Raw genomic sequence first — 20,379 nt, forward strand, 5'->3', positions numbered from 1 at the left:
CAAACCCCTCATCCTATAGTCCGGGCCCACGTCGCCTCATCACACTCCACTGACATTCTACTGTTTAGCGCCCCAGTTTAGAGCGCACCAGGGTGTGAAGATCACGCACCTCGTTCACCCGCAATGCCATGCAAATCAGGACGTATACCAGCAATGCCACCATACCGGGCACGGCCGTGCTGAGGATTTGGCTGAACTTGTCGTCTAGCGGACTCGGCCAGACTTGGTAGACCAGCCACGCCACTCCCGCCGCACAGACGGCGGCGAAGGCCATGACCGCCTGCCCCTTCAGGACCCCGAACATGCCCAGCAGTCCCATGCGGCGCCGCAGAATCACAAACGCCAGGAATACCGACACCAGATAGGAAACTCCGTTGGCGGCGAACAAACCGACCACGATCCATTCCAGTGGCAGTAGCACGAAGGCGAAAATGTAGCAGCCGACGCGAATGGCGATGACCGGAATGTTGATCAGGGCGACCATACGGGTGTCGGTCTGCGCGAAGAAGGCGTACAGCTGCATTTGGCTGATCCCGAACGGAAGCAACGACAGCGCGGCCGCGACCAGTACGTAACCGGTGGCTTCGGCTTGGGCGGGGGTGTATATCCCCCACTGGAATACCGCGAAGGCGGCGGGCTGGTTGAGGGCGACCAGTATCGCGGCGGCGGGAATGACCAGGAACGACATCATGCGGAGTCCGCCACGTAGATGCGCCTTCAGATCCTCCCAATTGGAATCGTCGGCCGCACGCGTCATACGCGGCATGAGGGCGGTCACGATGGAAACTCCGATGATGCCGTAGACCATCATCATGATCAAATACGAGTTGTTGTAGACGGTCGCACCGGCGACGAACGGTCCGTCGTCATCGGCACTTCCTGCGGCGCCGTTCGCGAACCGCAGCACGGCCGCCACCGACGCCTGGTTCAACACGACGAACACCATCGACCACGTCGCCATGTGCGCGATCTCCCGCAGCGGCAGAGCCCGGAAGTCAAAGCGCCACTTCCAGTGGAAACCGGCCTTCCGCAGGGCCGGGAAGAGCGCCATGACCTGAATGACGATACCGGCCGTCGTACCCGCACCCAGCAGCATGATCATCCCCGGCGTCACTTCGTCGGGCGACTCGATTTGACTGGAGCCGGTGAACAAGACGTAGAAGGCCACACCGACCGAGATAACGACGATGTTGTTGATGATCGGTACCCACATGGGAGCCGCGAAACGCTCTCGCGAATTCAAGACACCGCCCAGAATGGCGGCGAGACCGTAGAACATGAGCGCGGGCATCATCCAATAGGTCAGCTTGGTGACCAGGACCGCCTGTTCCGCGTTTTCGGACATGGCGCGCGCGATCAGAGGTGAGGCCAGGGTAGCGGCGACGGTTGCCAGAGCCAGCAGCAGGAACGCCAGGGTCAACAGTCGCTGTGTGAACGCCGCACCGTCGTCCGGGTCGTTCTTGCGGGCCTTGACGAACAGGGGCAGGATGATACCGGTGAAAATACCCCCCATGACCAGCTCAAAGATCATCTGAGGGAAGAATTGCGAGGTGGTATAGGAGTTACCCAGCAACCCCGCGCCGATCGCCGCCGAAATAACGACGGTACGCCCGAATCCGGTGATGCGACTCACCAGTGAGCCCAACCCCATTATGACGCTTGACTTACCAACACCTTCTGTAGCGGTTGCGCTCACTACAGTCCTTTCTTCGCGAAACTGGCTCTTCACACCCTTGACATTCACGTCCGCACCTGAAAAGGAGGGTCTGTAAGCTTATGGGGCGATGTCTGAATCTAACCATAATGCAATTACCGTTCCGCCCCTAGCCGACGACCTTGGCGAGCTGTTCACCGCTGCCGGTCATCAGCTCTATCTGGTCGGTGGGCCGGTACGTGACGCCATCCTGCGTCGAGGAGTCCACGACTTGGACTTCACCACCGACGCCCGTCCCGATGAGACACTGCGCCTCCTCAAAGCGGCTTGCACCGCGACCTGGACCACCGGCGCAGAGTTTGGAACCATCGGCGGCGTCTTTCGTGGCGAACAGGTAGAGGTTACGACTTTCCGGGCAGATGCCTACGACGGTATCACCCGCAACCCCATAGTCGCGTTCGGAGACAATATAACCGACGACCTAAAGCGGCGCGACTTCACCATCAACGCCATGGCCGTCTCACTCCCCGACCACAAATTCGTCGATCCTCACGGCGGTATCACCGACCTGGTCCAAGGGACGATTCAGACACCGGGATCGGCCGAGACGTCGTTCCGCGACGATCCCCTGCGCATGTTGCGAGCCGCCCGATTCTCCTCTCAACTGGGATTCGACATTGAATCCTCAACGTTCGAAGCGATGCACAACCTCGCCGACGAACTTCAACGCATCACGGCTGAGCGTATCCGCGACGAATTCGTCAAACTCATCGCCACGCCCGACCCCGTACGCGGCCTGAAGGCACTGGTCAATACCGGCCTCGCCGACAGGTTCCTTCCCGAACTCAGTGCGCTGCGTATGGAGATCGACGAGCACGCCCAGCACAAAGACGTATACGAGCACTCCCTCCAAGTGCTCCAGAACGCCATCGAGCTCGAAAACCGATACGACGACACCGGGCCCGACACCATCCTGCGCATCGCGGCCCTACTCCACGACATCGGCAAACCGGATACCAAACGCGTACTGGCAGGTGGCGGCGTCACCTTCTACCACCACGACGTCGTCGGGGCCAAAATGGCCCGGAAACGCATGCGCGCGCTCAAATTCCCCAAGTCCGAGATCGAAACGGTCGCCCACCTCATCTTCCTGCACCTGCGCTTCTACGGCTACGGTCAGGACGGCTGGACCGATTCGGCGGTGCGCCGCTACGTCAACGACGCCGGAGACGATCTCGATCGGCTCCATCTTCTGGTACGTTCCGACGTCACGACGCGGAACAAACGCAAAGCGGCCCGCCTCAAAGCCGACTACGACTCCTTTGAGGAACGCATCGCCGAAATCCGCGAAAAAGAGGATTTGGCCGCCGTACGACCCGATCTCAACGGCAATGAAATCATGGAGCTACTGGGTATCGGACCAGGACCCCAAATCGGCAAAGCCTGGAAACACCTCAAGGAGCTGCGCCTAGAGCACGGACCCATGAGCCGAGAAGAAGCCCGAGCGCACCTGACTGAATGGGCCGAAAAAGAAGGGATCCGCCCCGAAGAACACTAAACGTGTTCCCAGGCAGGATCCCTTTAAGGAAGCGTAAGGCGCTCCACTGAGAACGCCCTAGCGGTGTCTACGCGTACGGGTCGTCGTCCTCGTCGGTAACGCCCCAGACATCGTCGTCTTCGACAAGCCAAGCGTCGGCTTCGCCTTTGCTCTCCTTGTCGCCGTCGTTCATGCCGCGCATACCGCCGCCGCCACCGCCGCCGCCCATCATCATGCCGCCACGGCCGCCGCCACCGGCACCAGCACCGGCCGCACCGGCACCGCCCATACCGGGGCCTGCACCGGCCATACCCGAACCACCGGCACCGGGACCGCCGCCTACACCAGGCACGCCGCCGCCGGGTCCACCGATTCCGGGAGGAGCACCGGGTCCGCCGGCGCTGGCCAGACCGGCTCCGCCGGACCCGGACCCCGCCGGTACAGGGTTGCCGTTCTCATCCCATTCCCAGCCTTCGGGGTCGTCGGGGTCGTATTCGCCAGGTGCCGGACCGGTCCCTGGGCCACCAGGACCCGGATAGCTCGGGCTGCCCGGTCCACCACCGGAGCCGCCGCCTCCCGGCATGCTGGGTGTCTGCCCTGGTGCAGTGGGTGACTCGTAATCGCCGGTTCCCGGCGCACCTCCGCCTCCAGCGGGTGCGCCTCCAGCCGGAGGAGAATACGGCTTGGGGCCATAGTCCTCGGGGTTCATATCCGTGTCGTTGGAGGGGCTGACATCGTTTTCAACCTGCCCGGCATCATCGCTGGCGATATTCATGCGCTCTACGATGTTGCGGTTCAAATCGGTCGCGCGAGCCTCATAATCGTCCTTCGGATCGTAGTCACTTTCCGACCGAGACTGCTGGTCTAGCTCATCTTTGGCCTGTTCGGTCGCCATGTCCATGGTGAACCAACCGGGTTCTTTGCCTTCGGATTCGGCCACCTCGGGACGATTCTTGTACTCGTGCAAATATTCAGCACGATCGGCCGTCCAGTCCTGAACCTCTGTAACCGTGCTGGTGTCGAATCCCGCCAACTCGGCCACATCATCGGCTTTGTCACAGGTCTCATCCTGACATTCGGCGATGTACGGTGGACGAACATGGATCTCGTCCCACCACCACCAGCGGTCTCCAACGGTCGTAATGTGCACAGCCGGGTAGGGAGTTCCCTCGGATCCTTCTCCCCCTTGCATGCTGGCGATAGTGGTTTCCCGCTGACGGAGATTTTCGATCATACCGTCATCCTTATTTTCACCGCCGATCTCAGCAGTTAGCCGTTTCAGATCATCTACTAGACCTTCCACCTGGTCGGCGAACGCATCGGCATCATCACCCGTCCAGTTGTCATCTATATCTTTTAGCTTTTGTTTGAGTTCCGATTCCGAAGGGCTCAGGGTATCGAAGAAATCTCCCCATTTTTCCCGAATATGTTCTATAGAGTAATCGTTCTGCTCGGCAGGGCGCAATTGATTGACGAATTCCGTCACAGTCCAGCCGCTCGGCATTTTCATTTCCGAGCTCCGCATTTGAATTTCCTGGTTTTTAACCGGAATCGCAGACATGAGGCGCAGCCACGCGTCTTCTGCTTCAGAGTCCTCTATATTCTCGCAGTCACCGTTCTTACACGACCCGATATTCAAAAGACGGGAAGACAGGTCATTGTAATAGTTGGCCGATTCTGTAATTCCGCCGTATTCTTCTGCTTGATACTCTGCCATGGATCAGCTCTCCATCTCCTCGTTCACAATGTCTCTCAAACCGGGGAGGTAATCCTCCAAGACGAAGGTGCCTAGCTCGTCATACGTAAAGTCGTAATAGGCATACTCTTCGGGACTCTTATTCGGGTCATACCAGGAATATTCTGGAAGATCCGGGTATTCGGCAGCAGTTTGAGCTTGCGTGTAACCTTGGTCCTTATCAAGTTCGACAGTGACCTTGTAATAAGTAGGTCCGTCACGGAAACCAGCGAATACATATCCTCGCCTGGAGTCATCATCCTGTTCTATAATGACAACCGCACTATCGTCTCCTAGAGACGAGCTGAGATCGGTGCTGGTGTAGTTGTCATCAGAACGGAAATTATCGATCTGATCCAACAACTTCTCGTGATCACGTTCTGCAAGATCGGTCCGATCGCTTTCATACGCCGATACGTCTACATAGAATTTGCCGCGCGCACCGTATCCCCGTTCCGGACCAAGTTCCTCATTGTGCTCAATTAGAGGTGATCCACTGCAGCGCGCGCCCAGTTCCCCGTCAATCGGGCTACTCTCCCACGCATCGGAGCCGTCGTTGATTCCATCAATGTCAATGAAATCGACCAGTGGCTGCAAATTGTCATACGTCTTGCATGGATCCGCCCACGATTTCACAACTTGTCGAACCGAATCGCCGTCACTGCCACCTGAGGAGTCCGACCCGTCCTCCGAATTACACGCCGACAGCAACACCAACGAAGCCGCACCGATAGCGGCCAACCCGGTGCGACCGAACTTATTCACAGTCACTTCAACACTCCTTCATCACGACCGCGCCTACTGCGCGGCGTTGTCCAGTCCAGTCGTATTGGCGTCTTCGGCGCTTCCAGAGTTGTCGATCGACTTCTGGAGCGATTCCTGCAGTCCGTAAATCGTCTTGCGGATCTTCTCCAGGTTCGACCAAACCGTTGAATGGAACTCACCGTAATTGGTTCGAGCGGTGTTCGAACCGTCCATGTACCCGAATGCGGGTTCCTTGTGCAAGTCTCCGCCGTCCTGCATCATAGGCTGAAGCTCGTTCTCCAGCTTCTCGCGCTGACCGTCCAGGAGTTCAATCCACTCACGCAGATACTCTTCGTCAAACTTTCTCTCACCACTGCCCGCCATGGCCGTTCCTTTCCTCACTGAGGATCGTGATTGAGTTTTCTTGGCGCTCAAGCAGACGTTCCCGCACAACCGTCACGCCGATCCGACACGAGCGCCAAGTTACCGCTCGCAACCGGTACATACACCTTGCAGCGCAAATACTCAGAGTATATGTCAATCACTATTATATTGACAGTCCCTTCTGATAACGCTCCTGGTGCCTAGGAGGAGTCACTCGCCTCAAGGGCGCTCACACCCATTTTACGAACACTCCACAAATTCCATTGCAGCCCAGTCCTCCCAATGTGGCAACCCGTTATCGCTCACGGCTTAGGTACTTGTCGCGTAGGCGACAAGCAGGTTTCGCGGCATAGCAAACGGCAAAGGGTTGGCCGACAACCCCTCCTAGAGCATTGTCCCCATTAGGTAAGGTCGTCAGCGGCTTTGTTGAAGCCGTATTGGCTCGCATCCTCATCGGTCCTTGAACTCTCAATAGCCTTCTCTGCAATATCGATCAGACCGTAGAGATTGAGCCTGAAGTTCTGTAGGTTGTCCCAGGTCGAACGATGAAACCCTTCATACGTCTCCTGTGCCGAATCCGAGGAACCCAGGTGCCCGAATGCCGGTTGCTTTCCCAGCACTTCACCAGGACGGAGCTTTTTGACCAGCTCATCTTCAATAACGTCTATCTGTTCGCGTGCCTTGGTAATAAATTCTTCCAAAGCTTCGGGGTCAAGTTTTCGTTCACCGCTACTCACCGCCGGGCCTGCCTTTCCTCACTAGCGGTCATGTTTCAGTTTCCTTGGTGGTCTTCCGAATAGGGGCGTTCAACCAACTCGCTGAATCCCTTCTCGCGCTGAAGAGCATTCACCAGCAAGTCGTCTATAGATACAAGGCACTTACATCAAGTAAGCGTTGCTCATAGCGACCGACCATTTGAACAACGGGAATCGTACTCGCAAGCATCAATGGCCGCCATGGCATTCGGCTCCATTCTACGAATGCCCCACAAGCATTATTACAACCCCGGCCAGGGAGAAAAGCACGCAATAAATATCGACAAACGTATTGCTGTCCGCTATTAGACCTTCGCTTTGGAGTCAGCATCAGGAGGTGTCTCGCTTGGCGTTTCAGCGTCGGTGGGGGTTGGTTCAGATCCGCCTTTACCAGTCGCACGATAGGAGTTCGAAAGTACGTCTCTGACAACAAACCCACAGACCACCGCCAATGCGACCCACCGCAGTCCAGCCGCCGCCAAGAACGTCGCTTCACTAATACCGCGCTCCGCATCAGTGCTCACCTGCAACATCTTGCCGTAGAAGGCGAAGAAGTAGACCAGTTCGCAGACCTGCCAAAATACAAAGAGCGTCCAGCGAGGTCGCGCCAGTACCAGCAGAGGCAGCAACCACAGAACGTACTGCTGCGACCAGACCTTTCCGGTGAGAACAAAAGCGGCGACAACCAGGAAGCACAACTGCGCCAGCTCCGGCCTGCGCGGCGCGAAATAGGCTAGAGCGGCAATCCCAAGGCAGCACAAGGCAAAGACCACGAAGTAGGCCGTATTGACCCACTCCACGTCGTGGAACTGCTCGACCGGAGTCACTTCCTTGAGGACGTACCAGAGAGTGCCCCAGTCAATGTAGCGCTCGGAGTTCAGTTCAAAAAATCGCATCCACGATTCGGGCCACAGCCATGCCACCGGGCCGTTGACCAACGTCCAGGTGAACGCGGCAACGGTGAGTGTCGTCAGGGTGTGCCGCAAGCGAACCTGAGAGAATCCCTCCCGTCTGAGCGCCAATACGAGCATCGGCCCGGCGAACAGCAAGGGGTAGAACTTGGCGGTCACCGCCAAGCCCAGAAAAAGCCCTGACGTGACGTGTTTTTCTCTCTGCCAGAAGAAAAAGAACGCCACCACACCCGCTACGGCGAGGAGATCCCAATTGACATACGCGGTCACGATCATGACCGGCGTCGCGACGAGCATCATTGCGTCCCAAGGCCGGGACGCTTCTCCGTCGCGACGGTACCGGGTCCGCATCAAATAAATCATCGTGATCGTCAGCAACGCCAAAGCTCCCAGCACTATGGCGTTGAGATTGAAAAACAGGGCACCGCCGTTGACTCCGAATATCGTTTCCGCTTGGAAGGCGATCTGGCCCCACAGGCCCATGAACCACCCGGTGAGCACCGGATATTCGACCGGATGGTCTTTATAGGGTACGGCGCCTTCATGGAACCGTTCGGCTCCCCAGAGGGCACGGACGTCGCTGTAACAGCCGGAACTGTACTGGATATTGTCGGTCCACCCGCCGTCGACACACGGCGATTTCTGTAGCCAGGCCAGGGCCAATACCCCGATGGCAACGGCCATGGTCACGTAAAACGGGCTCCAGAAACGCCGTCGTGGCGGATCGACCGCGTGGGCTCCCAATGGCCCCCCGATGAGTTGCGATGCGAAACGCACAAAACGATCGGTTCGGGAGGGCGCGACGGGTCGATTGCGATCGCCTGTCGGCGCCTCAAGGTAAGCCCTCTGTTTATCCATCATCGTCGAGCTTAACGGAGTAGCTTCCCGTCACCCTTGAGGTGGGAAGGGATATTGATTGTGCCCTTGATGCGGCGGCTGTTGCGGTCCGGGGTTTGGTGGAGGAGCCGGTGGCGTTCCCCCGTTCGTGGGACCGTACTGCGGCGGTGGAGCCTGTGGTGCAGGCCCATACTGCGGCTGAGCTTGCTGTGGACCACCATAGGTTCCTTGCGACGCTCCCCCAGGACCTGCCTGCTGCTGTGACTGTGCCAGAAGCATTTGTTTGAACGGTGACGGCTTGGCCGGAGTCCAGGCTCGACCAGACCGTCCGAATAGAAAGATAAAGCTCAGGACAATCAATAGGAAACCGATGCCTAGGAGGACTACATTGACGGTGAATGCCTGCGTGGCGACTTCGGCACCGTCTGAGGGTTGGCCGCTCGCACTGGTAGAGGAGCCGGCATCGACTTCGTCCTGTCTCTCCGAGAGAGTGAAGAGTACCTGCTGAATGAAAGGGAGAACCAAGATACCGAGGGCGATGGCCGAATAGACACGTCCCCAGAACTTACCTTTCGCCAATCCGATCATGGCCGGGACCAGAAGCGCGATCATCACGGCCATCACGATGACCGAAACGATGACGAAGTCGTTGAACTCGGCCACATCCTCCAGCCATGTGTCTATCGCGTCCGACCACGTACCCTCGGCCCGGTATCCGGTGGCGGCGTATGCAAGACGCATGAACACGGACACCGCGATGGAGATGAGAATCAACGACGTCATCGCAAGCAGGACAAAAGTGATTGCGCCGGGCCGCTTTTCCGGGCGTTGTGGTTCTCCATTTCCGTCCGTCCCCGTCGCCTCACCGGAAGGCACCGTCAGGCCACTACGCCGCATGCGTTGCATCAGAATGTATTCGCGCGCCGAAGAGCTGACCAAGAGGCCGAAGAACGTACCAAAGTAGGCGGTATAGGCGAGCGCGACGGCGAAAACCAACGGCCCGTTCGATCCCGAAGGCATGGCCAGGCTGGCTACGATGCCCACCAAACCGATTAGTGTGCCCATGATCGACCCGATCAACGACCAAATCCAGGCCCACCGTCGTCCTCGGGAGATATAAACGGGGTTGATCAATCCTTGCACGACACCGTAAAGCCCGATCGCGGCGCTGACGAATCCAAGCGGATTGGGATATTGAATGAGTACCGATATATTGTATAGCTCAATCAGCAGGTAGAAGACCGCTGAAATGTAGAGCATCACGACGAGGGCTTTGATCGTTCCCGGTTTTTCGTCGCGCAGTCTCGGATCGGGCCCTTGTCCGGGAACCGGTTGCCCAGCCGGTCCGGTCGTCGACGTTCCGTACGCACCCGCCGGTCCTGGCTGCGGCGGCATAGGTTGGGGCGGTGGGGCGGGAGGATAACTCACACTGGTCCTTTCGTGTAAGGCGCACGGTAATACCATCGTATCCCGCTGCGACAATGTGAAAAATACTGCCTTTGCCCTAGTCCAGAATCGGGAAGAGGCCGGCGCGACTATTTAAGGCAACTGTGGAGTATTGACGACTTCGTTGTTGTTCTCTTATGCCCCAGCATGGTTCATCTTCTGATGGGAACCGTTTGAGAGTGGCGTTCATTCAAATCAGTCCGTATTGTCACGACGTGGTGTATACGGTAATGGATGTCGAAGACATCGCAGCCGACCAAGTGACTTCCTGAATGTGGCGTTTTGAAAAGTACTTCGGGTGGATGGCGCATGAAGTCGCGTACTACTTGTGCGTCTGTTCCGGCAGGGCCGACCATATTCACACTGATGTCCGTCGCCGGGACGCGCTGCGGCATCCGATGAAGTCCAGAGACAATGCCTACTAGGCCCGAACGTGGAGCCTAGGTACCGGTATATCGTGATGGCCTCCTACACCACTGCATTCGTGGCCATCAGCACAATCGGTGAACCTCGATCCCAGGCAGACTGCCCAGCTTCCAGCGGCCGGCCCGGTTTCCCCGAATCGAGAATCTCCACGCCGTCTTTCTCGATCGTGGTCCGCCGGTTGTCAATCAATTTCGTGTAAACTCCGAACAGCTCAACGATCTCTACATCCGAAACCCCTGCGCGAATCGCCCCTACTCAATATTCACGCAGGGCCCTCCTTATAAGGGACAGGATTCTTATGTCGGACTTCAACTCATCAGCACTAATGCCACGTAAAACTACTCAGAAATCTTAAAGCGACGGATCAATATTATGAGTCGTAAACCCTATTTCTATACTCAAACCTCGTCCATACCACTCGAAACAATAGATATAGGCACCGACCGAACACCATTGCGATTCCAATACCAAGCAGCACGGGAAGCAACTCATTCAAAAATACGGGACCTATGTGCTCTTCCGCATTACAGGGTAGACCAATTTCCTGGGTATCGAAATGTTCCCACCAATAGTCAGGATCCAAAGAGGCACCAAAGCGCCTACACTGGTCATGGGCCGAGTATCCACCATATTTCCATAGATAATATAGACGAACTAGATACAGTATGAATAGCATACCGATCGTATAAAGCCAGTAATGTCTCCGATATCGGACCCAAGACCGTTTAATATTCCAGACAAGACTCATTTGCACATAGCCCTACGAATTCGATGTACGGTCCATTATTAAAACCGCATATCCCTCAAAACGTGTCACTTCGATTTGCTCTTTACGCAAATTTAAAGGGCCGCAATCGATGTCGATTGCGACCCTTTACTTCAGCTGGTTCAGTTGTTCAGAAGTTCTCGCGAAGAGCGAGGCTCCGTCTCATCGAAGACGCCGGGTCCGTCTTGGCGGTTATCTTCGCCGCCACCGGGAAGATCGTCTTCACCGCCGCCTTGGCCACCGTCTCCGTCTCCGTCACAGAGGAATCCACAATCTTCTTCCTCGTTGCCGCCGTCTTCCTCTCCAGGGCCGTTACCGTTTCCGGGACCGTCCCCTTCTTCGCCTTCGTTCTCACCGTCTTCATCGCATTGGTCAAAGAATTCGTCCACCGCAGAACATTCGTCGTCATCATCGTCTTCGCTCACACAGCGTTCATCCTGGGAGCCTTGCTCTGTCCTACAATAAGGACTGTCGGCGTCGATGGTGCCGTCTTCGTTCTCAATGTCGAAGGCCGTCACGTCCCCGACTCGGGGTGCCTGTTTCCAATCGACGACTTCATAGGACTTGGCATCGATGACCTTAGTCATGAGGTCGTACCATACTGGTTGAGCCAGTTCAGAACCGTATGAACTCCCCATGGCCCAACCGTCCTTGTTAAGCATCGGGAATACGTCCGACCCTACGTTTCCGACCCAGGCGGCGATGGACAGCTGTGGAATCGCACCGGCGTACCACGCGTGGGCGTTGGCGTCGGAGCCGAAATCGTCATGCGCTTCCCAGGTACCCGTCTTACCGGTCTTGGGACGTCCGATATTTCCACCGGCACCACCGATTTCGGAACCGACTTCTTGCAGGTCCTGGGCGATACCGGGGTCGAGTACCTGGTCTTTCCGATAGTCGTCGATGGGTTTGACCACGTTGCCGTCACGGTCGCGGACCTCTTCGACATAATGTGTCTCGTTGTACTCGCCGTCGGCGGCGAGAGTGGCGAACACCGCCGACATGTCACGAACGCTGACTCCGTACTGTCCGAAGGCAATTTCCCGGTCGAAAGGGAATTTCTGCCGAGACATGTCCAGGTCGTACCAGACCGGTTCACCGTCATCGGTGGCGTACACACCCGCGTTGGAATTATCCGGATCGGCCCATTCCAGGTAGGCCATGGAGTCGATGGTTTCGTTGTCGGTCAGGCTCCATTCGCCGTCGGCTGTTTTGGCTTCACCGCGCAGGGCATATTGCGTACCGTCCTCGCTGAATTCAAAGGTGGCGGTAATATCCTGACCGTCTTCCCAAGCTGCCTTGACCGGACGCTCCATGTGCTCGACACCCATATCGATGGCGACCTTGAGGAGGTTCGTGGCACCGAATTCGTCCGCGATGGCGTACATGGGGGTGTTCAAGGACCATTTAACAGCGTTTTGCAATGTGAGGTCCCGGTCGGGTTCATCGTCCCCCGCATTGTGCACTGGCCCAGCCGGGTCGTCCTCGGTACGCCCTTCGAATTCGCGAGGAGAACTGCCGTCCCACCAGGAATCGATCGACGACTCATTAAGGATCGCCAAAGAAGCGGTGATCATCTTGAACGACGATGAAGGCGGCTGCGCACCTTCTATACCCGCTCGGTCGATACCCATACCGTCGTCGCCACCGTAATACCCCAGCACACGGCCCGTGCCTGGTTCGACGACGACCACTGCGTCGGCCATGGACGGATGCCGGTCATACAGAGCCGCTTTCTCATTGTCGTTCTCGAACCGCGGCATTTCAAGCGGTTCGTCGTTGAACGTCAGTTTGTCGCTTTCGAAGTATTTCGGAGCGGCGGCAGCCTTCGAATCGACGACTTCACCGTCAAAGCCGATCCATTCGTCGTCTTCATTCTTCTTTTTGATCAAGTCGCCTCGGCTGGCCGTCTCCTCAGTCAATTTCTGGATTTCCGGGTCGAGAGTCAGAGAGATGTCATAACCGCCCGGGCCGTTCTCGCCGCCGTACAGATCGGACTTCGTCAGCCCGTAATGTTCTTCCAGTTCGTCGAAGACGTAGCCGTCAACCTCGTTGGTGATGAACCCGGTTGGGGAGTCTCCACCCCAGGTCGGGCCGTGCCCCTCGATTTCGACGGTTTCCGGGACCTCCGCGTTTTCGTATTCCTCCTTGGTGATGCCACTGTCGTCGCGGATCTCCCAGAGGTTGTCCATGACGTATTGCCACCGTTCGGCCGATACGGTGCCGTCCTCGTCCTTCAGCTTCGGATCATAGGTCCCGCTGGGGGCTTTGACCTGCATGACGATAAAGGCCGCTTCCTCCCAGGTCAGTTCCTGGTAGTCCTTGTCGAAATAGGCTTGGGAAGCGGCGCCGATACCAATGGCGCCACGTCCGAAGGGAGCGATGTTGAGGTAGTGGCGCAGGATTTCCTTCTTGCCGTATTCCTTCTCCAACTTCATCGCCATGACCGCTTCTTGAGCTTTACGGCCGTAGGAGATGTCGTCGCGGAAATCGGCCAGCGCACCGGCGTACTGCTGACTGATGGTCGAGGCACCCTGTTGTTCCCCGCCGGTCACGTTGTTGATGAACGCCCGAAACGTACCTTTCATGTCGACACCGTCGTGTTCGAAAAACTTCTTGTCTTCCGAGGCCAACATGGCCCAGATGACGGTATCGGGCAGTTCGTCGTAGTCGTCGACCAGAATACGGAACTCGTCGCCGTAACCGCCGACTTCTCCCTCGTATCCGGCATAGTAGAACGTCGTGTTCTCCCCGTACGGAGTGTCGTCGGGTGTCTCCACGTTCTGGAAGAACATCGCACCGACTACGGTTCCCGCGCCCAAAAGCAGGATCGACACGGCAATCAGCACCGCATAGATGCGGCGACGCACTTTCTTGCGCTTCTTCTTTTTCTTGCCTTTGAGGTCGTCTTCACTCATGGCACCGGGACGCTTGGACCCTACCGAGGCACGTCCGCTTCCGGAACCCGCCGGCCCTTCCGGCCCCGACGACGCCGCACCCGATGGTCCATTGCCACTGCCGCCACTTGGCGGTACAGAACCACCGCCACCTCCTGGCGGTGGTACGGAAGCATGGCCGCCTCCAGGCGGCACAGAAGAACTACCACCTGCTGATCCGACACTGACGCGGCCGCTCTGATTGGGGTTGACGCTTGCCGAGGCCCGGCCCGGCGACGGGTTCGGGTTGCCGGGCGGCACGGAGGCATTGCCACCGGCCGGTGGAACCGCGGCCCCGCCGCGTGCGGGACCGGGATTGTTCTGCGGTGTACTGTGCCGTCCCGTGTCCGGGCGGTCGCTACCCTGACCCCAACCGTAGGAGCCCCGCGGATGAGAGCCTCCGCTGGAGTCGCCTCCGGTGTCAGGGCGGTAACCATAATCAGTCATAACGTTTTACCATCCACATAGGTCGTCGTAACCGTCACGATGTCGGTTGCGCCGGTCGAATCATGGTGCCCGGGATCGGCCCGGACTCCATCGGGGTAGTAAACACTCCCTGGGAAGTCAGGAGCGGCGGATTCTAATTTCGGTCAATTTACAGCAGTGTGCCATAGGCAGCCTGAAAACCAACTGACAGGCCACTGAGTCCGTGACCCCTTCGCCTTCCAGGCTCGTCGCCGTCCGGTGGCGTCATCGACACAGAATTCGCGCCTGTATTTACCACGCCTGGCGGCGACTGAAGGTTGCACTTCTTATCTAATTGTTATATCCGACTCAGGCCGCCAAACACGGCATACGCGGCATGGGGAACTTCCAGACTACTACAAGCCATAGACGACCTTAAAATTTTTCGTTTTATGCAAAGTTGCGACGACATTCGGTTGACAGCCGCGAAACGCGCTTGTACCGTACAATTGTTATATCGCTTCGATACATCAGACCGATATGGGAACCTCGTCTCGGCGAGCACGGCCCGTCGTCCTCCGGACACGGCGTCGTGTGACTTACGGGACGCGTTACTTGCTCTGAGACACCCACCACCGCCTCATGGCAAGCCGACCTGCCAGTACCGAACAGGCAAGGACCCCAGCGGACGATCGGTTGAGCGTCGAACGAAGCCGGTCCGAAGGCATCGCTGATTCCCTCGGTCGGCCCGGTCGGTCGGGCATCGCGTTCCGACCGGCGACGTAGACAGACATGCCATGGAGAGCTCCTGAGGAGGACGGATGTTGGAGTTGGCGATCCTGGGCCTTCTTCACGAGTCGCCCATGCATGGATACGAGCTCCGGAAACGACTTCTGTCGCTTCTGGGGGCGATTCGGGCCGCCATCAGCTATGGATCTCTGTATCCGACCCTTCGCCGCATGCGTCAGCGAGGCTGGATTGAGGAGGAAACGCCACGGAAACAGGAGGCCGAGGCGGGTATTCTGACCGGCCGCCGGGCCCGAAAGGTCTATCGTCTGACCGCTGCCGGTAAAGAGCACTTTGAAGAACTCATGTGTGATTCCGGTCCGGAAAGTGCCGATGAGGCAATGTTCGGGGTTCATTTGGCGTTCTTCTCACGGACGGATCCGGCGAACCGCCTTCGCATTCTGGAGGCGCGTCGTCAGCGTGTCCAGGAACGTCTGGAACGGCTCAGTTCCGTCCTTAAAGGCAAGGCCGAGCGTTTCGACGCCTACGGTTTGGCTCTCCAACGCTACGGCTTGGAAACGGCCGAACGGGAGGTGCGTTGGCTCAACGAGCTCATTGCGTCAGAGGAGAATCACAACCTCGGTCACAGTGACCTCGGCGACCGGCTGATCAGTCCGCGTCATTACGAGTCTGAACACCTGGACGATACTGAAGGAAGCAGAAACATCAGTAAAGGAGACAAACGCGATGAGTAAAATTCGCGTGGCCATTGTTGGCGTCGGTAACTGTGCCTCGTCACTGGTGCAAGGCGTCGAGTACTACAAGGACGCTGATCCGGGCGACCGCATCCCCGGCCTCATGCACGTCCAATTCGGTGACTATCACGTCAATGACGTCGAGTTCGTCGCCGCCTTCGACGTCGATGCCAAGAAAGTCGGGCACGACCTCTCCGACGCGATTGTGGCTTCGGAAAACAACACCGTCACCTTTGCCGAGGTACCACCCACCGGCGTGACCGTACAACGCGGCCCCACCATGGACGGACTCGGACAGTACTACACCGACATGATGGAGGAGTCCACCGAACAACCGGTTGACGTGGCGCAGGAACTGCGTGACGCCCAAGTGGACGTGGTGGTCTGCTACCTTCCCGTCGGCAGCGAGGAAGCCGCGAAGTTCTACGCCCAGGCCGCCATCGACGCCGGGGCCGCCTTCGTCAACGCGCTTCCGGTATTCATCGCCTCCGACCCCGAATGGGCCCAGAAGTTCACCGACGCCGAACTGCCCATCGTCGGTGACGACATCAAATCCCAAGTCGGAGCCACGATCGTGCACCGCGTACTGGCGAAGCTGTTCGAAGACCGTGGAGTCCGCCTGGATCAGACCTATCAGCTGAACTTCGGCGGAAACATGGACTTCATGAACATGCTGGAGCGCACGCGACTGCAGAGCAAAAAGATCTCCAAGACCCAGTCGGTCACCAGCCAGATCCCGCACGAAATGCGCGGCGCCGATGTACACATCGGACCGTCGGATCACGTGCCATGGCTGAGCGACCGAAAATGGGCCTATATCCGTTTGGAGGGAACCACTTTCGGTGATGTTCCGCTTAACGCCGAACTCAAGCTGGAGGTGTGGGACTCCCCGAACTCCGCCGGCGTCATCATCGACGCGCTACGTGCGGCCAAGATCGCCAAAGACCGTGGCCATGCCGGCCCCGTCCTCAGCGCCTCTTCGTACTTCATGAAGAGCCCGCCCGAACAGTACAGCGACAATGAGGCCCACGCGGCCGTGGAGGAGTTCATCGGCGTCAAAGCCAACGTCGCCGACTAGATCGACACACTGGTCAGGTGCCTTCGGAGGCCATCGGTCACCGCGCCGGTACCAACGCTGTCACCTCACCACAGCCGATCGGTGGAGGAGCAATTCAATCCACTCCGGTCGTGAAGGCACATCGACCGTCACGACCGGAGAACGTTACTTGTGAAACCAAAACCCGCCCCCGCCCGTCACCCCATCCGACGAGGCACAATCTCGCGTAGTCTGTACACGGTCGGACGTCACCGACTATCCTCGCCCTGTGAGAACCGAGGGCCATCTACGTAAAGCCATATCCCAGCCACTTTTTCGTCGCCTGCTGGCCGTTCGTCTCACCAGCCAGGCCTCCGACGGCCTTTTTCAAGCCTCCCTGGCTCTCAGCGTCTTCTTCAACCCCGACATCCAGGCCGATCCGCTCTCCTACGCCGTCGCGTTCACCATTCTGGTGGGACCCTATTCTCTCCTCGGCCCGTACGTCGGGGTGGTCCTCGATCGGTTCAGCCGACGCAACCTCACCATCGCCGCCAACCTCACCCGCGCGGCCCTCACCCTGATGGTGGTGATGGTGTTGCCCATCGGCTTCGAATGGTTCTGGGTCGTCTGCGCCATGGGGGTTCTCGCCCTCAACCGCTTCGTCCTCGCCGGTCTCACCGCCGCGCAACCTCACGTAGTGGCCGAACCGGAACTGGTCACCGCCAACTCGGCCGCCTCCACCCTTGGGGCAGTGGCCTTCGGACTCGGCATCGCCTCCGCTGGTGCCGCGCAGCTGTTCCACAGCGGACTCTCCTATGCCTTCCTCGCCTTTCTGGCCGCGATCGGCTATGCCGTCTCCGCCGCCGTCGCCTCCCGCTCGTTCCGTCCCGCCGCTCTAGGTCCCGAAGGAGGCGAGCGCCCCTCCTCCGGAATATGGCAAGGCGTGCGGGACACGACACGGGGATTGATTGAAGGACTGCGCTACCTGCGGCACGCCGCGAAACCGGGTTGGGTCATGGTTCTGCAGGGCGTGCATCGCATGCTCTACGGCATCGTTTTCATTGTGGCGATCGTATTGTTCTTCGGTTTCTTCCACAATCCCAATCTGCACCCCAACGGCGAGGACTCCCTGCGGTGGTTGCTGATACTCGCCGTTCTGGGCAATCTCGGCGTCGCATTGGCCGCCTTGACCACTCCCCGCGCTACCCGATGGTTCGGGCCCCGACAGTGGGTGCTCGGATTGGCGCTTACCTGCTCGATCATGGCCGCCGCCCTGGCGGGAACCATGCTTCCCGCCATGTTCGCCATCGCCGTCATCTTCATCAACATCGCCTCGCAGGGCATCAAGATCACCGTCGACACCTCCATCCAGACCGAAGTCGCCGATTCCTATCGAGGTCGAGTGTTCAGCCTGAACGACACGATTTACAACGTCGGCTATCTCGGTGGGCTGTTTCTGGGGGCCCTCTTCGTCCCGGGCGACGGCTACACCCCTCGCACGCTGGCAGGGGTCGCGCTGGCGTACTTGATAACCGTAGTGGGGTACGGCTACGCCTCCCGAAACGCACCCCCGTACGATACTCATCATGAGCACCACAGCAAAGCGCTCTGAACGCCCCGGACGCTCCCCGGAAGAGGAGCCGGTAGCGTCCAACCCCTTTCGTACCACTCCTCCATGGCAACGCGAAAACGCCGGTTGGAAAGGCGCGCTCGCGGGGCTGACCGTCTTGATCCTGGCGTTGGGTAGCATCGCCGGTGTCGTCTATCTGGCCTGGTACGCGGTGGGCGACGACGAGTCCTCTGACGCGGCCACACCCATTGCGACCACCGGTTCCTGTGGAGCCGTGACGGCCGATGACACCGAACCGCTGGCGTCCGAGCCGGATCTGTCACCACCTCCGGACCGATCGATCGCCGTGGTGAACACGAACTTCGGGCCCTTGGAAGTGTTGTTGTTCGGGGATTTGGCGCCGTGCGGCGTAGCGGGATTCAGCGAACTGGCCGAAGCGGGCTTCTACAACAATCACGCGTGCCACGGGATGACCGTGCAACCCGAACAGCCCACCTCCACCGTGAACTGTGGCGAACCCGGACGCGCCTCGGCGCATCTCGAGGAGTTGGACGACTGGTCGGACGACGGTGAAGCGACCTTCGGGCCGGGCTGGCGTTTCCGTTCGGAGGTGGACGGTTCCGGAAACCTCGTCGGAGACGTTCTCGCTCTGCCTTTGGACGACACCGGGAAAGCCGGTAGTGAATTCACCATAGTGCGGGGAAGCGCCGTCCCCAGTTCGCAGTTGAGCGTCGTAGGGCAGGTCGTCGACGGTTTCCGTACCTTGGACGACATCGCCGCCACGTCACCGTCCGAATTGTACGAGGGTTATCCTCCGCAACAGGTCATCGTCACCGGAGTACATCTCCAGGACGTGGAGGCCAACGGCGACGCTGCACCCGGCGGAGACGAAAGCAGCGCATCGACCGACACTCCGGAACCGACCGACGACGACGCGTCGGAACCCGTACCGGGGGCCGATGCCTCGAACACCACCGATACGGGACGCCGTGAAGACGGCTAAGAACTCCGGCTCAGTCCTCGGACGTCGCCTCCGGCTCGGAGTTTTTCTTGGAACGCTTCTTGGCGGCATTACGTTTGGCGTACTTGTCCACGTATTCCTGACCTGTCAGACGTCGAATCGAATCCATGATCTCGTCGGTCACGGTACGCAGTACCACCCGGTCGTTGGCCATGTCGGAGAATCGACTGAAGTCGAGAGGTTTGCCGACTCGTACCCCGACGGGTGCGACGCGGGGTCGTGACTCGCCGATGGGGAGAACCTTCTCCGTGCCGATCAGACCGACCGGAACGACCGGAGCGCCCGATTGGAGAGCCAAGCGTGCCACCCCGATCTTGCCGCGGTAGAGACGGCCGTCCGGAGAACGCGTGCCTTCGGGAAAGATCGCGAAGACGCGGTCTTTCGCCAGAACCTCCAGGGACGGCTCCAGAGCGTCGGCGCTGCGACGCCCTCCCGATCGGTCAACGGCCACTTGCCCCAGTGCTTTGACCGTGCGTGACACCATTTTCCCTTTGATTCCCGCTCCGGTGAAGTACTCGACTTTGGCCATGGTGGCGATATGCCGCTTCGTCGTCAGCCCAAGGAAGTAATGGTCCGCCACCGACAGGTGGTTAGCGGCGAGGATGACCGGGCCCGTGGCCGGAATGTTTTCCCTACCGTCAATCCAGGGACGCCAGATCATGTTGATCGTTGGCACAGCTGTCCACTGCAAAGTCTTATAAAGCACGCTCGCTCAACTCTCCATGAAGTCTCACC

General features: G+C 58.6%; 14 protein-coding genes. 5 read left to right on the plus strand and 9 right to left on the minus strand.

The features are described 5' to 3' along the window. Positions 1 to 64 precede the first annotated feature (64 nt). A complete protein-coding gene (gene murJ / locus HALAL_RS0104725) occupies positions 65 to 1,696 on the minus strand; it encodes a murein biosynthesis integral membrane protein MurJ (RefSeq protein ID WP_025272898.1) in 1,632 nt (543 codons plus the stop codon). A gap of 88 nt (positions 1,697 to 1,784) precedes the next feature. Here murJ and HALAL_RS0104730 point away from each other — a divergent pair, with 88 nt between their 5' ends. Next, positions 1,785 to 3,212: a CCA tRNA nucleotidyltransferase gene (locus HALAL_RS0104730; RefSeq protein ID WP_025272899.1), complete on the plus strand. Its 1,428-nt coding sequence runs from the start codon at positions 1,785 to 1,787 to the stop codon at positions 3,210 to 3,212. Between the two features lie 67 nt (positions 3,213 to 3,279). Here the strand turns inward: HALAL_RS0104730 and HALAL_RS17360 are convergent, their stop codons facing one another. The 7 genes from HALAL_RS17360 to HALAL_RS0104770 all read right to left on the minus strand — a co-directional run bounded on the left by HALAL_RS17360 (position 3,280) and on the right by HALAL_RS0104770 (position 14,578). Beyond that, positions 3,280 to 4,908: a hypothetical protein gene (locus HALAL_RS17360; RefSeq protein ID WP_025272900.1), complete on the minus strand. Its 1,629-nt coding sequence runs from the start codon at positions 4,906 to 4,908 to the stop codon at positions 3,280 to 3,282. A 3-nt stretch (positions 4,909 to 4,911) separates the two neighbouring features. After that, positions 4,912 to 5,697, minus strand: a complete 786-nt coding sequence (locus tag HALAL_RS0104740; RefSeq protein ID WP_156937598.1) for a hypothetical protein — start codon at positions 5,695 to 5,697, stop codon at positions 4,912 to 4,914. A gap of 27 nt (positions 5,698 to 5,724) precedes the next feature. Continuing rightward, the gene (locus HALAL_RS0104745) at positions 5,725 to 6,054 is read right to left on the minus strand and encodes a hypothetical protein (protein WP_025272902.1); all 330 of its coding nucleotides are present in this window, start codon (positions 6,052 to 6,054) and stop codon (positions 5,725 to 5,727) included. A 401-nt stretch (positions 6,055 to 6,455) separates the two neighbouring features. Then, positions 6,456 to 6,791, minus strand: a complete 336-nt coding sequence (locus HALAL_RS0104750) for a hypothetical protein (RefSeq protein WP_025272903.1) — start codon at positions 6,789 to 6,791, stop codon at positions 6,456 to 6,458. Between the two features lie 323 nt (positions 6,792 to 7,114). After that, a complete protein-coding gene (locus tag HALAL_RS0104755; protein ID WP_084472071.1) occupies positions 7,115 to 8,578 on the minus strand; it encodes a glycosyltransferase family 87 protein in 1,464 nt (487 codons plus the stop codon). A gap of 30 nt (positions 8,579 to 8,608) precedes the next feature. Further along, positions 8,609 to 9,985 carry a hypothetical protein gene (locus HALAL_RS0104760; RefSeq protein WP_156937599.1) on the minus strand — a complete coding sequence of 459 codons (1,377 nt, stop codon included), beginning with the start codon at positions 9,983 to 9,985 and terminating at the stop codon, positions 8,609 to 8,611. Between the two features lie 1,332 nt (positions 9,986 to 11,317). Continuing rightward, positions 11,318 to 14,578, minus strand: coding sequence for a transglycosylase domain-containing protein (locus tag HALAL_RS0104770; protein WP_156937600.1), 3,261 nt, complete (start codon positions 14,576 to 14,578; stop codon positions 11,318 to 11,320). 779 nt (positions 14,579 to 15,357) lie between these two features. Between HALAL_RS0104770 and HALAL_RS0104775 the strand changes: the two genes are divergently transcribed. From HALAL_RS0104775 to HALAL_RS0104790, 4 genes are all read left to right on the plus strand, one after another. Next, a complete protein-coding gene (locus HALAL_RS0104775; protein WP_025272907.1) occupies positions 15,358 to 16,017 on the plus strand; it encodes a PadR family transcriptional regulator in 660 nt (219 codons plus the stop codon). Beyond that, on the plus strand, positions 16,010 to 17,095 hold the full coding sequence (locus HALAL_RS0104780) for an inositol-3-phosphate synthase (protein ID WP_025272908.1): 1,086 nt from the start codon (positions 16,010 to 16,012) through the stop codon (positions 17,093 to 17,095). Before HALAL_RS0104775 ends, HALAL_RS0104780 begins: the two co-directional genes overlap by 8 nt. Positions 17,096 to 17,342: 247 nt before the next feature. Then, positions 17,343 to 18,665: an MFS transporter gene (locus tag HALAL_RS0104785; RefSeq protein ID WP_025272909.1), complete on the plus strand. Its 1,323-nt coding sequence runs from the start codon at positions 17,343 to 17,345 to the stop codon at positions 18,663 to 18,665. Then, positions 18,640 to 19,626, plus strand: a complete 987-nt coding sequence (locus HALAL_RS0104790; RefSeq protein ID WP_025272910.1) for a peptidylprolyl isomerase — start codon at positions 18,640 to 18,642, stop codon at positions 19,624 to 19,626. Before HALAL_RS0104785 ends, HALAL_RS0104790 begins: the two co-directional genes overlap by 26 nt. A gap of 10 nt (positions 19,627 to 19,636) precedes the next feature. Here HALAL_RS0104790 and HALAL_RS0104795 read toward each other — a convergent pair whose 3' ends face one another. Then, the gene (locus HALAL_RS0104795; protein WP_245598038.1) at positions 19,637 to 20,320 is read right to left on the minus strand and encodes a lysophospholipid acyltransferase family protein; all 684 of its coding nucleotides are present in this window, start codon (positions 20,318 to 20,320) and stop codon (positions 19,637 to 19,639) included. Positions 20,321 to 20,379: the final 59 nt, after the last annotated feature.

The sequence above is a fragment of the Haloglycomyces albus DSM 45210 genome (assembly GCF_000527155.1).
GTDB classification, from domain to species: Bacteria; Actinomycetota; Actinomycetes; order Mycobacteriales; family Micromonosporaceae; genus Haloglycomyces; species Haloglycomyces albus.